Consider the following 14,111-nt stretch of genomic DNA (forward strand, 5'->3'; position numbering starts at 1 on the left):
CACTTTAAAATACGTAATGAAACCATTGGTACGACTACATTTTAAGAGGGAGTCGTCGCCTCCTCTCCAACCAATAAGAATGGGGAGGGGAGATGTCTTACTAGAAAAAATGGAATTTTAAAATAGAGACTATGCTAGAAAATTTAATCTACGCTACGAGGTGACCTTCCGAGAGCACGTTATGTGACAATTCCACTGATTTAAGTGTAATTGAGTTATTCAACATTTGAATATCTATTATCTTCCATCGTATGATTAGAGCTTTCCCCTGGTTTTGCATTTGGATTTATTGGATTCTGGTTATTGTTATTAATTTTCTTATTTCTCCTTTCAACTAGGAGAGCAAAAGCGATAATAATAAAAAGAATAAGAAGAACTATTAACCAAATCATATTTACCCCTCTTTTGTTTAAAAAAAATAATTTTATCCACTAACTGTGACATTAGTTTTAGTGTAACATTTCATCAACAATACTACCTTATGTATAACACAAAGACATTTATTAATAAAAGGATAGAAAAGTTTGAGGGAGGGATTGGGAAGGAGTTTGTCGAATTAGGAATACTTATAATTAAAACGAGGTGGACCTTTTGATGGAATTTATAATTGATAATGATTTTTTTAGTAAAGCAATTTCAGATGTTAATAGAGCAGTGACTTCCAAAACGCCTTTTCCTATTCTTACAGGTATTAAGATTACTGCTGATGAAAGTGGCTTAACGCTAGTGGGCAGTAATTCTGATATTGTTATTGAGACAATTATCCCTTTGATGAATGATGGAGTAAAAGTGCTGGAAGTGTGTATACCAGGGAGTGTTGTAGTTTCAGCAAAATACTTAAGTGAAATTGTTAAGAAGCTACCTGGAAAAATACATATAAAAGTAGATGAGAAACAAGTAGTAACCATTCAATCCGATGACATTGTAACTAAATTATACGGGTTTCATGCAGACGATTACCCTAGCCTCCCTAAAATCGATGAGGATAAATATATTAAAATTCCAAGTGTTGAATTACTGGAAATTATTAAACAAACTGTGTTTGCAGTTTCAAAGAGTGAGTCTAGGCCTGTCTTAACCGGAGTGAATATGTTGTTTAAAGCTCAGCGATTAAAGTGTGTAGCAACCAATTCCCAACGTTTGGCTTTAAGAGATGTTGAAATAAAATCAAATATAGAGGGGTCTTTCAACGTACCAGGAACAAGTTTGAATGAACTAGCCAAAATAATAAGTAATGAAGATAGTGTAATACATATTTTTATATCAGAACGGTATATGACATTTAAAACAAATACAATTTCTCTATTTTCTAGATTGATCGATGGCAATTATCCTAACGTCGACGGATTATTTCCAAGTAATTCGAACACGATAATTACTCTTAATACCAAACAGTTATTACAGGGGATAGATAGAGCTTGCCTTTTTGCAAGTGAATGGAAGAATAACAATGTTCATCTTGAAATAATGAATGGTTCAAAAATAAAAATTAATGGACAATCTGACCAAAACAACAGGTTCATTAAATGATGTGACTATCAATGAATATGATACTAACAAAAACCTAACGAAAACAATTTTACCTAGAGGAAACGCTATTTCGTGGACTTATGACGGTGTAAATAGAGTTAAAAGTATTTTCTATAATAATGAAGAGTATTTTAACTTTAAGTATGATTTAAATGGAAATGAAGAGTCCGTTATGTATGTAAAGGAAGCAAGGCAGAAATCTAGAGCATTTGATTCCTCTAACCGAGTCAAAGACTTGAAGGATCGGGAAGGGCACCAGCAGTGGAACTATCTAGCCAAAACCCATAAGTTAGATAGTTTCATCTTTTCACATGGAGCCTTTACGCAAACAAATAAATACGAATATAACCAGTTGGATCAAAATACACTTGTTACCACGGGAGATGGCACTTACCATTTTGGCTATAATGAGAAAGGAAATGTTCAAACATTCACATCAGCTAACGGGGCAGGGTCAACTTTTAACTTCGATGATCGGGGACTAGTAAGCAACCTTACCATTGGAACAGCAGACGGAAAAAAAATTTTAATGGAAGACTACTCTTATGACTCGAATGGAAACCGTACAAAAATAGACTATCTTGATGATTCATTTATATCATATGATTACGATGACCAAGAACAATTGATAAAAGAATCTTTAAGAAATGGACAGGTCAATGAATACGCCTATGATGGCTTTGGAAACAGAAAGAAAATAACCATTACAAATAATGGACAAACTACAAATAAAATTGCAATATATAATATAGCCAACCAATTAACGCAATTTGATGATGAGACCATTACTTATGATACCAACGGCAACCGAGTAATAGATGGACAGTATATCTATGAATGGAACAATGCAGATGAGCTTATTTCTGTTACAAATATAGGAGAATCTACTCCGTTTGTCACATATCAGTACGATGAGAGTGGAAGACGAATTCAGAAAAATGCTAATGAAGTTGTTACCAACTACCATTATAATGGGGACAGTATCAACGTTCTTTATGAAACAGATGAGAAAAACAATGTCATACGTTCTTACACGTATTCAGAAAATGGTCAGTTGCTTTCGATGAAGAAGGGAGTGCAAACTTTCTTCTATCATTATAATGCCCACGGAGATGTTATAGCTTTAACTAATCGGAATAGTGAAATAGTGGCTACCTATAAATACGATGCATGGGGGAATGTATTAGAATTTGATGAAACAGACCAAGTGAAGGACAATCCTTATCGTTATGCTGGCTACCTGTATGACAAAGAAACAGGATTATATTACTTGATAGCTAGATACTATCAGCCAGAATCTGGCGTATTTTTATCACAAGATCCTGATCCCGGGGATAGTGATGATATACTTACACAAAATGGGTACACATACGTCTCTAACAATCCTATTAAGTATACAGATCCAGATGGCATGAAACAATTGCATCAAGGAGGAGTTGGTGGAGGTGGAGGGATACCTTGGAGTATATCTAAAAAATATATTGGTCCTGTTAAGGTTAAGGGTACAGCTAATGTTAGAATAATCTCATCTATAAAAAAAGACTCTAGGTTAGTAAAAGCTGCTGAGGAAATGGGTAAAGATACACTTATTCAAAAAGAAGCTAATAATTTAGTAGCTAAATTACAGCAAGGGAACTCTAACCCAGGAATAGGAAATAATTCTCTCGGATTTGGAGGAATACATGAGCTAAGAAGTAAGAATGGAGCTAGAGTTTATTTTAGAAATATAAATGGTGGCGTTGAAATACTCGCCAAGTCTAACAAAAAAAATCAAGGTACGGTAATAAAAGTATTAAAACAACTATACGGAAAATAACCTTAGAAAGGAGAGAATAATATTGAAGATTAGAGATATAGAGTTTCCAGCTTATTTTGATACAATAGATAAAAATAACGATAACATTGATGTGTTTGTAACGATGGAAGATGGAATGACTTATACCATGGTAGTCACTACACCAAGCAATTACTATTGGTACATGGATAAAGAAGGTTTAGATTATATACCAGCAAGTCCACCTGATGTCATTGTGAGAACACTGACCAAAGAGAACATTTGGAAAGCAATTGAAACATTTACTGAGGATAATGCCTATTGGTTAAAATTGTTTTTTTTATCAGGAGATAAAGATGGGGTTTTTGACCAAAACATAATGGATGAGATGATAAAACAAATTAAAAAAGTTAATGATGAAATTGAGAATATGTAAACTATTTAGTAGTTTTATATTAACTATTTTATACTCAAGACAGCTTTTGATATAATCAACCTTTAAAACCTTGATTGGCAGAATTTATGCCTTTCAAGGTTTCTTTTTTGTGTGTCTATCCAGTGCCGATTGAACCGTTTTTTATCTAGAGAATAAAGGTAATCTTTGTAATCCCTACATGATGTTTTACAGAAGTGGATGGGAAAACTGCTTTAGCCTATTGGGAAAGCTATCCTTCTCCATTTCATTTGGAGGGGGAAACAGTAGAGCGATTGAGAGCATTTCTATTAGAAGCGAGTAGTAACGCTTGTTCCACTAGGAAAGCAGAACAGATACTATCTCTTGTTCAAGCAGACGGTGAGATAAAACGAGAATTTCAGACAACAAGAGACTTTATCATTCAAAGCATAGTGCGAGATATCCGTTTTAAAAAGCAGGAAATCAAGAAGGTGGATAAAGAGTTAAAGGTGACCATTCAGACATTAGGTATTCAGCTTGATACCATGCCAGGGATTGATACGGTTACTTCATCAGCTTTGATTGCAGAAATCAGTGACATTCATCTGTTCGCTAACCCTGACAAACTAGCAAGGTATGCAGGAATAGCCCCTATTAAAATGGGTTCGGGCGGTAAGGAAACGAAAAGATAAAGAAAAGAAAACAAAGCAAGGCAATCGAAAGCTATACGATCCTTTTACAACTTAGCTGTCCAACAAGAACAAGTATGTAAAGGCAGTAAAATTCCTTGTAATCCTGTCTTTTACGCTTACTACAATCAGAAACTAAAAGAGGGAAAATCAAAGTCACAAGCCTTACTTTGCATTATGAGAAGATTAGTCAGAATAATCTATGGTATGATGAAAAATAAAACGGCTTATATCATGCCAGATCAACCTAAAACAATGGCTATTTAACCAATATGGTTGGCGGTTAAAAAAACTGCCACCTTTCATAAAATACATTTTTAGATATTCCTAAGGGTAAAGGTAATACTAGTTATCCTAAGAGTAAATACCTTTCTACAACTACAAAAAATAAACTACCAGGTAAAGGACAAAAATCAAATTCATCGATGGATAGGGATGATGAGAAGGGTAATTTAATTCAACGTAAATATTATGATAAGAATGGGAATGTTAAAAAAGATATAGACTTTACGGACCATGGAAATCCTGAAGAACATCCTAAGGTACCCTATGAACATGATTGGGATTGGAGTAAGATAAACACCAAGAGGACCTTGGAAATAGAGAGTGGGAGGTTAATTTATTATGAATTATACGTATAAAGATTTAGTGGATGACTTGTCTTTAGGGCACGAAGTGGAATTTTCATATAGAGGTGAAAAGTATTCTATTAGTAGAAATGAAAATGGGTGGTTTTTGACTAAATATAATGATATAGATACAGTTCAAAAATATAATGATAGTGAAGAAGTATTAGAAAAGGGTATACTGGACTCCAAAAATATTCGATTAATATGGAGTGAAGTAACAGAGATATCAGTGCTTTAACTCATTAATCCCTGAGAAAGAAAATTCTTTCTCAGGGATTTTTTCTAGGCTAGGTGCCGAATAAGCCGCGCTTTTGACATAGTGCTCATAAGCCTTATATTATGTTTTTACAAATTATTTAGTACGTACAATACCAATATTTTGTTGAGCGAATCACCATAATTTAGTAGGTTAGAAACAGCGATATTTCCTGTTAAAATTAGTAATAAACGAATTGGAGTAAATTGGATTTAAAAAATGGAGGAGAATTTCTATCGGTACGGATTAGAAGTAGTAAATAAATTATTGAAAAACATAGGATAAAACTATAAAGAATACAAGAGCAGCACAATGGTCGAATTACAAGGAGACTAACCTGAAATATTAAGACATATAAAACACCTACGAATCTATACATTAATTAAAAGTGTAGAATAGAAGGTGTTTTTATATGTGAAAAATTATCTATGAAATTTTGGATGGATTAAATTTCTCTACCAGTAACCGTGTTTAGTTGCTGCTTTTAATAGGTATACATCTCATATTATTTTTCTTTGCGTGAAAAACAGTCATATGAGATGAAATTGTATCTTCTTCAATTATTTCTGTTAATATACTCGTTATTGCCATTGCAGCAAACTTGTTAACGATAAGTCGTTGAGGTTCGCTAGCGGTGATGGATAACAAAGGTCTTTGGACTATTAGTATATATAACTTTTTTGGGCTATCCGACTAATTTTCCAAAAGAAAAGGGCTTATGAAATTGCTTTTCCTGATTGTCAAGAAGCAGGTCGTTTAGGAAAAGTGAATGGGTATGAAGAATATGAAAAGGTATTAAGGGGAAGGGTTCTTCTGACTTGGAAGTGGAAAACGATTGTGTGTTCCCAACTTTGACAAAATTAATAGCGGGTTGAATATGACTATTCTATTTTCGTCATATCAAGAAATTTTTGTGGCACGTTATATCACAGAGGTTTATGCTAACTATCCTAGTCTAGAAGCAAATCGTTCATTAAAAAAGTCTTTTACAGAATCTATTCTTGAAATAGAGGGAAGAGAACGTACCATTGGGGTTCACAAGCATGAGAAAGTACTTTAATGAAATTTGTTAGTATGAATAAGGTTCTTGAAGTAATGAAATACATTATTCAGTCAAAGAGATTGAATAACAAAGACCCGAATTCCGTAGAAGGGTGAAGAAATAATTAATAATCTTTGTTCATAGTCCTTGGCTCCTAATTATTTTAGATAATTCTATTCTTAGATTAGAATACTTAAATGAGAAAATGCCTTGAGTTAGGCACTTTTAGTTATACAATCATGATTAGACGTCAACTTTAAAAAAGAAAATTGTACTGGAGGCTCCTAATTTCACTTACACATTCCTGTACTTACGCCGCCATATATTTTTTAGCCCCAAACTAGCCCCAATTACTTTCTTTTATATGCTTTATCTTGCATTATAGAGAAAAAGAAAAAAGCCCTGAAACCCTTTGTTATAAAGGTTTCTAAGGCTTTTAATATTACTCTTTGCAGAGCAATTAGATTAACGAGAGTAGAACTCAACGATTAGAGATTCGTTGATTTCAGCTGATAATTCGCTACGCTCTGGAAGGCGAACGAAAGTACCAACTTTGTTGTCTGCGTCAAATGTAAGGTATTCTGGTACGAAGTTATTAACTTCCATAGATTCGTTTACAACATCTAGGTTTTGAGATTTTTCACGAAGTGAAATTTCTTGACCTGGTTTTAAACGGTATGAAGGAATATCAACGCGTTTACCGTCAACCATGATATGACCATGGTTAACTAATTGACGAGCTCCACGACGAGTGCGAGCAAGACCTAAACGGTATACAATGTTATCAAGGCGAGTTTCAAGAAGGATCATGAAGTTTTCACCATGTTTACCTTGCATTTTACCAGCTTTATCAAACAAAGTACGGAATTGACGTTCGTTAACACCATAAGTGTGACGAAGTTTTTGTTTTTCTTGTAATTGAAGACCGTACTCAGTTAATTTTTTACGTTGGTTAGGACCGTGTTGTCCTGGTGCGTATGGGCGTTTTTCTAATTCTTTACCAGTACCACTTAGTGAGATACCAAGACGACGTGATAATTTCCATGCTGGACCTGTATAGCGAGCCATGAATGACTCCTCCTTTGTATTGGTTTTATTTTGTTGTAAAATAAGAACCAGATGCATTCAGACTAGCAGCCATTTCGTTTTCATGTATCATCGCCCTAGCAGCCGAGGGTTACGGGATACACCATCTATTTTAAATAGAGGAACAAAATGAACAATCTAATCCATACAACTGCTGCATTTATTTTACACAAAGACTATTGTATCTCGTGCACTGTTGAAAGTCAATCATATACATTAGTTAATTAATATTATAGCTATTTTGGGAAATTGAATATATTGACAAAACGGAAATTTTATAGTCAAATTGAATTATAAGGGTATTGGGATAAAAGTATCATAATTTCTCTCCGAAAGCAAAGAGGTGTAATAGATGGCAAACGATATAGACTTAACAAAATTTAAAGGCAGAGTTTTTGACTTATGGACCGATTATACTTTCAGTCAAGACAGTGAGATTAATTGGTTTGAAGAACTCAAAGTATTGTTGGCTGAGTTTTTTGACGTTAGGTTTGCCACCTATTATAAACAGGATGCCCATACTTTCATTCAACTGAATTGGAATCACTCACTCATTAAAAAAAGAGAAGCCATTAGATGGATAGAAATAGAAGGTTTCTTCTATGAAAAAGACTATGCAGAGATTCCTTTTATAAGAAAAGGAGAAAAACAGTGTGGTGAAGTTTCTATTTTGTTTAGAAGTGAGGATCATGAGATTCTTGGGATGTTAGTAATGGAAGCAACAGAGAAATGGGAGAAATTCGCGAAGACATCTGAAGTAAATGAATTTATACTAATCATTAGCAAATTAGTAAGAATGGTTAGAAAGTCTATCTTCTTAACAGAACAGGAGCACCAATACAGAAATCTTTTTAACGTGACAAAAATGTTCCATTCTACACTTGAGGTAGATCAAATCTTAAAAGGAACATTATTGGCTGTTCAGGATGCTTTTCCTGACTTTGACAATACATTGATTCTCTCTAACGATCAAGATCGTAAAACTTCTGTTCCATATAAATTATTTGATTATACCTCGGAGAGACCTAGTACGGTTGAAGCGTACGTATCCGGAGAAATAACTTCAGATTTAGTAGAAAATTCGAAGATGAAACTATTAAATATACCAATAAAGGGGAAGCAGGGGATCTACGGTATCCTACAAGTATCTACCCCGATGGATTATCTGTTTTCAATCAGGCAGAAGGAATTTATGAAGATGCTTGCTGCTACTGCTGGAAACGCCCTAGAAAATGCTAAGTTGTTTATTCAATCTCACCGTTTAGTTGGTGACTTACAATTAATCAATGAGACGACTCATAAATTGAATATGAATTTATCGCAAGAAGACATGGTCATATTCTTAAAAAATCAACTAATGAAATCATTTCAGCCAGAGCATGTTTGTTTTGTATTTATAGAGGATGATGAATACTCGATCAGTGTAGCTAGCTCTGATTATTTTTACACATTAGAAGGCCAAATGTATATTCAACATGTAGGAAACCAATTTAAAAAGCTTAAGGATTCGCTGTTTGTGGCTGATTTCAATCGACTAAGTAATACGAACGTTGCATATCGATCTCTTGTGGCAATTCCTTTAAGAGAACAAGAAAATATTACTGGGTTTAGCATAGTATTGCACAGCGATCCATACTATTTTTCCTTCGATAGCTTCAAATTAATGCAATCCTTAATACAGCATTCCTCCTTGGCCCTTACTAATTCCGCGCTGCGCAATAAATTACAAGAAATGGTTGATCGTGACCACCTGACGAATCTCTATGCAAGAAGCTATTTAGATAGATACGTAGAGGAATCTATGATTAATGATACTAGTGGGATCTTCGTACTAATGGATATCGATAACTTTAAACAAGTGAATGACACTCATGGACATCAGGTAGGAGACAGTATTCTTAAACAAATTGCAACGGTTATTGATAAAAAAGTAGAACAAGTAGGAATAGGTGCAAGATGGGGTGGAGAAGAGCTGGCTCTATATTTTCCCCAGATGTCTGTGGAGGAAGGTGAAAGAATTTGTGCCGACCTCTTAGAGATAATCCCTATTTATACAAATCCAGGGGTGACCGTTTCTGTTGGTTTATCTGGGTGGAGTAAAAGAGGGGATGCAGACTTTCATAATTTGTTTCATCATGCAGATATTGCACTATATGAAGCGAAAAATAATGGAAAAAACCAGCTATGTATTTACGAGGTAACTTGTCATTAAGATGAGTTGCCTTTTCTTTTTTTGGAAATATGTGTACACTATATTTGAAAGCGTTTACAAAAGGGGTGCACGATTTTGGGAAAATCATCAATGGAAAAAGAAACAACACTTATTCATCAAGGGTATGCTACTGAGAATCATCATGACAGTTTAGCGGTTCCGCTCTATCAAACTTCTACATTTGCATTTGAAAATGCAGAGCAAGGTGCGAAACGGTTTGCAGGAGAGGAAGCGGGAGGGATCTATTCCCGGTTAGGTAATCCGACTGTCCAAGTGCTAGAGCAAAGAATGGCAGCGATAGAAAATGGAGAGGGTGCGCTTGCTTTTGGGTCGGGGATGGCCGCAGTAAGTACAATCCTAGTATATTTGACTAAAGCTGGTGACCATATCTTATGCACAAGAGGAATTTATGGTTGTACATTTGGGTTACTGAACATAATGGAGGAAAAATATAATATTTCGCATAGCTTGGAAAAGTTGTCAACCGAAGAAGAAATTGAGGCAGCTATTAAACCAAATACGACATGTATTTACGTGGAAACACCGATCAATCCAACGATGGAAATTGTAGATATCGCATTAATCGTCAAAATTGCACAGAAACATAATATTCCGGTAGTGGTGGATAATACTTTCTGTTCTCCATATCTACAAAATCCGTTAGACTTAGGAGCAAACTTCGTACTGCATAGTGCCACGAAGTATATTAACGGTCATGGAGATGTGATAGCTGGGATTCTAGTAGGCAAGGAAAAAGAACAAATGGACATAATTCGTTCGACTGTTCAGAAGGACTTTGGCGGTATCATATCACCATTTGATGCGTGGCTGTTAATTAGAGGGTTAAAGACGTTACATGTCAGAATGGATAGACATTCTAGTAACGCAGAAAAAGTATTTTCATTTTTAGAGTCCCATCCTTCTATTGAGTCCATTTATTATCCTTTCGATCAAAAAAATCCTCAGTACGAGGTAGCAAAAAGGCAAATGAAAAACGGGGGAGGACTAATTTCCTTTGCTATTAAGGGTGGTAAGGAAAAAGCCCAGCAGTTTATGAATGCTCTTTCGCTCATTAAAATCGCAGTAAGCCTAGGTGATGCCGAGACACTAATCCAACATCCAGCAACTATGACCCACTCTGTAGTACCTAGCAAAGAGAGAATTGCTATGGGTATAACCGATGGATTACTAAGACTGTCAGTTGGTCTTGAAAACTCAGAAGACATTATTAGAGATTTAGAGCAAGCCTTAGATAAATTGTAAAAAAACGAAAGAGGATGAAATGACAGAAGTCATCACATCCTCTTTCAATCTAGTTAACTAGAAGTTATATATGCTTAATAAGGACCTCTACGAACTGTTCTAGTCCTTTTCCATCCTCAGCAGTAAATCGATCTTTTATAGGGCTATCAATATCTAAAACTCCGAGAAGTTTACCCTCTCTTACAATAGGAACAACAATTTCTGATTGCGAAGCGGCATCACAAGCTATATGACCAGGAAATGCATGAACATCAGGTACGATTATTGTTTCCTGTGTTTCCGCTGCTGTACCACATACGCCTTTACCAAGTGAAATACGAACACAAGCAGGTAGACCTTGGAATGGTCCGAGCACAAGTCCACCATCTTCGACTAGGTAAAACCCAACCCAATTAATTTTGTCGAAGAACTGGTTTAAAAGAGCAGAGGCGTTACTTAAGTTGGCAATTGCATTAGTTTCGCCCTCTAAAAGAGCATCTAGCTGTTTACACAATAATGAATAGCTAGCGGACAAGTCAGTTGAATAGTTAGTTGTTTGAAACATATACATTCTCCAATCTACAAGATATTATTAAAACATTTATAATACTGGTGTAAATCTTTTGCTTGGTGCGCATCTGATCCAAAAACTATAGGTATACCTAATTCCTTTGCCAGAGAAATATAGGGAATTGGAGGATAGCTCTCTTTGCAAAAAGGCTTAGCAAAGCCTGCACTATTTGCATCTAACTCTAACAATCTATTCCTCATTTCTACTAATATACCTAAGATGTCTTCATGATCATCAACAATTTCAGAAAGTGCATGCTGAAACTTATGTACAAGTGTAATATGTCCAATCCGTTTTGGCTTATATATTCCTAAGTCGCTCGTTATTGAATCCATCAACGTTTTGTAATACAATTTATAGACAGACATAGGACTACCAAGTTTTTCGACGAATCTCAGGTAAACTTCCTTAGAATAATCGATACATACATATTGATTTTGATCGAGTAAAAAATGTACGGATAGAATGGAATCGTCTAAATAACTTCCATAGTTGTTTAAAAACTCCGTAGTTTCTGATTCAAAACCTGAAATATAATCAATCTCTAAGCCTGTAGATATAACAATATCTCGTTTATACTGTTTTTTCAACTGATTTAGTTCCGTTAAATAGGCCTCTAAGCGATGAAAATCCATACCACTATCTTTATCTGGCGTGGGATCTATAAAGCTGGAAGGCAACGGAGCATGTTCGGTAAAAGTGATTTCTTGAAAACCATTTAGAATAGCCTTTTCAATATACTGGTTAAAACTATCCAGTGTTCCATGAGGACAGTAAGGGGTATGTATATGTCCATCTTTTTTCATAGCAGTTGGGCTCCTTTTGTAGAAAGTTACATTATTTTTTAACATTTCTTAGGTTTATTCTTATTTAATGAAACAATAACATAAAAAGCATGGTAATATATATAGTAAGATACAATTCGCACTTTTTGATTTTGGAACAGGAACAGGGGGCTTACGATGAGGTATATCATCCCAGCAGTCATTGTACTTTTAGTAATTGCAATCATTGCATTTATCATACGAAAGAAACACCAAACAGAAATAGCTCGCTTAGAGCATGAAAAGCACCAAATTCAAAACAAGCCTATTTTAGAGGAAATGACTAAAGTTAAACAGCTAAATATGAATGGGCAAACAGAAGAAATGTTTGAAAGATGGCGCAATAATTGGACCGAAGTAATGGATGTACATATGCCTAAGATTGACGTTCTTTTGTTTGATGCGGAAGAATATGTAGATAAGTTCCTTTTTATGAAGGCCACCAAAATCGAAAAAGAACTTCAAACTTTGATATCTACTTGTGATGAGAAAATGTCAGGTATTATCAAAGAGTTAGAGGAACTAATCGGTAGCGAGGAAAAAAACCGCATAGAAATAGAACAGCTTAAGGACCAACATCGTTCAGCAAGAAAAACATTGTTAGCCCATCAATATTCTTTTGGCGAAGCAGCTCCTGCTCTAGAGGCTAAATTAGAATCCTTCTTACCACTCTTTGAGGAATTTGACCAGCTAACGGATACTGGGAACTACTTAAGCGCTAGAGAAATAGTGATCAACATACAAGATGAAGGACAAAAGTTCTTTCATAAAATACATGAAATTCCAACTTTACTTACTGAGATTCAGCATAAAATCCCTGCTACGATACATGAGCTGCGAAACGGTCAAAAGGAAATGGAAGCTAGTTCTTATTACTTGCAGCATTTAGAAATGACTAAAAAGCTAGATGATTTAGAAGCAGAGCTTGCAGAGTTAAAGACCTCTATTATTAGTCTGGATGTTGCTAAGCCATTGATTCGTGTGGGAGAGATAAAAGAAGAAATTGAAACGTTCTATGATCTATTGGAAAAAGAAGTCATAGCTAAAAAGTACGTGGATAGCTATAAGGACCAGACAGCTATTCGTTTGAGAGAAGTAACTACAGCTACTAGAGCGATCAATGAAGAAGCGACATATGTACAGCAAAGTTATCGTTTACCTGAAAAAGAAGCTGAAATACCTCAGAGCTGTCTAAAAGAGCTAGAGGAGCTAGATAAAAAATTTAGCATGCTTGCTCTCCGAGTAGAGGAAGAGAAATCTGCCTATTCAAGTCTTCAGGAAGAACTGAACGAAATTGCGGAAGAGATTGATCGATTATACGAAGAGCAGGATCGCTTCGCAAACCGTCTAAAAAATCTGCGCATCGACGAAAACAAGGCCCGAGAAAAGCTAGATGACTTAAAAATATTATTACATGATACAGATCGTATGATTCAAAAAGCCAATATTCCAGGTATACCAGAAGAAATGGATGTCCGATTAGAAGAAGCGGAAGAGCATATTTATGTTGCTATGCAAAGCTTGCAGGAAGTTCCTTTAAATATGACATTGGTCGATGGTTATTTGGAAAAGGCAGAGGCATGCATGGAAGATGTACATCATAAAGCAAAAGAAATGTTAGAAAATGTAGAGCTAACTGAAAAAATTATTCAGTATGGAAATCGTTATCGTGCGTCGCATCCAAATGTTCATGCACGTTTACTCGAAGCAGAGGAAGCATTCAGACAATTGCGCTATGCTAAGGCATTGGAAGATGCGGCAACTGCAGTAGAAGAAGTGGAACCAGGAGCTTTAAAGAAAATCGAAATGATGATTAAAGAAGCAGCTTGGCGTACATAACATGGTATCTTAAAAACAGATAG

12 protein-coding genes and 1 pseudogene are annotated in these 14,111 nt (G+C 35.2%); 9 read left to right on the forward strand and 4 right to left on the reverse strand.

The features are described 5' to 3' along the window. Positions 1-215 precede the first annotated feature (215 nt). Positions 216-392, reverse strand: coding sequence for a hypothetical protein (locus tag Q0371_RS16860; RefSeq protein WP_298473247.1), 177 nt, complete (start codon positions 390-392; stop codon positions 216-218). Between the two features lie 202 nt (positions 393-594). On the opposite strand from Q0371_RS16860, the gene dnaN reads away from it, so the two are divergent. From dnaN to Q0371_RS16890, 6 genes and pseudogenes are all read left to right on the forward strand, one after another. Next, the gene (dnaN, locus tag Q0371_RS16865) at positions 595-1,530 is read left to right on the forward strand and encodes a DNA polymerase III subunit beta (protein WP_298473249.1); all 936 of its coding nucleotides are present in this window, start codon (positions 595-597) and stop codon (positions 1,528-1,530) included. Beyond that, the gene (locus Q0371_RS16870) at positions 1,493-3,346 is read left to right on the forward strand and encodes an RHS repeat-associated core domain-containing protein (protein WP_366518614.1); all 1,854 of its coding nucleotides are present in this window, start codon (positions 1,493-1,495) and stop codon (positions 3,344-3,346) included. Before dnaN ends, Q0371_RS16870 begins: the two co-directional genes overlap by 38 nt. Positions 3,347-3,368: 22 nt before the next feature. Further along, positions 3,369-3,740, forward strand: coding sequence for a hypothetical protein (locus Q0371_RS16875; protein ID WP_169360923.1), 372 nt, complete (start codon positions 3,369-3,371; stop codon positions 3,738-3,740). 185 nt (positions 3,741-3,925) lie between these two features. Beyond that, positions 3,926-4,654: pseudogene (locus Q0371_RS19250) on the forward strand (transposase); the annotation flags it as partial. A 357-nt stretch (positions 4,655-5,011) separates the two neighbouring features. Then, the gene (locus Q0371_RS16885; protein WP_169360924.1) at positions 5,012-5,254 is read left to right on the forward strand and encodes a hypothetical protein; all 243 of its coding nucleotides are present in this window, start codon (positions 5,012-5,014) and stop codon (positions 5,252-5,254) included. Between the two features lie 895 nt (positions 5,255-6,149). After that, positions 6,150-6,332 (forward strand): hypothetical protein, encoded by a 183-nt coding sequence (locus tag Q0371_RS16890; protein ID WP_169360925.1) that lies wholly within the window; start codon positions 6,150-6,152, stop codon positions 6,330-6,332. A gap of 447 nt (positions 6,333-6,779) precedes the next feature. Here the strand turns inward: Q0371_RS16890 and rpsD are convergent, their stop codons facing one another. Beyond that, positions 6,780-7,382 carry a 30S ribosomal protein S4 gene (gene rpsD / locus Q0371_RS16895; RefSeq protein WP_169360926.1) on the reverse strand — a complete coding sequence of 201 codons (603 nt, stop codon included), beginning with the start codon at positions 7,380-7,382 and terminating at the stop codon, positions 6,780-6,782. 370 nt (positions 7,383-7,752) lie between these two features. Here rpsD and Q0371_RS16900 point away from each other — a divergent pair, with 370 nt between their 5' ends. After that, a complete protein-coding gene (locus tag Q0371_RS16900; protein WP_169360927.1) occupies positions 7,753-9,612 on the forward strand; it encodes a sensor domain-containing diguanylate cyclase in 1,860 nt (619 codons plus the stop codon). Between the two features lie 90 nt (positions 9,613-9,702). Next, positions 9,703-10,875, forward strand: coding sequence for a methionine gamma-lyase (gene megL, locus Q0371_RS16905; protein WP_298473306.1), 1,173 nt, complete (start codon positions 9,703-9,705; stop codon positions 10,873-10,875). Between the two features lie 64 nt (positions 10,876-10,939). Here megL and Q0371_RS16910 read toward each other — a convergent pair whose 3' ends face one another. Beyond that, on the reverse strand, positions 10,940-11,419 hold the full coding sequence (locus tag Q0371_RS16910; protein WP_169360928.1) for a GAF domain-containing protein: 480 nt from the start codon (positions 11,417-11,419) through the stop codon (positions 10,940-10,942). 14 nt (positions 11,420-11,433) lie between these two features. Further along, positions 11,434-12,231: a histidinol-phosphatase HisJ gene (gene hisJ, locus Q0371_RS16915; RefSeq protein WP_169360929.1), complete on the reverse strand. Its 798-nt coding sequence runs from the start codon at positions 12,229-12,231 to the stop codon at positions 11,434-11,436. Between the two features lie 156 nt (positions 12,232-12,387). Between hisJ and ezrA the strand changes: the two genes are divergently transcribed. Continuing rightward, entirely contained in the window at positions 12,388-14,088 is a 1,701-nt protein-coding gene (ezrA, locus tag Q0371_RS16920; RefSeq protein WP_169360930.1) for a septation ring formation regulator EzrA, read from the forward strand. Positions 14,089-14,111: the final 23 nt, after the last annotated feature.

It is taken from the genome of uncultured Psychrobacillus sp. (genome assembly GCF_938022135.1).
Lineage (GTDB): Bacteria > Bacillota > Bacilli > Bacillales_A > Planococcaceae > Psychrobacillus.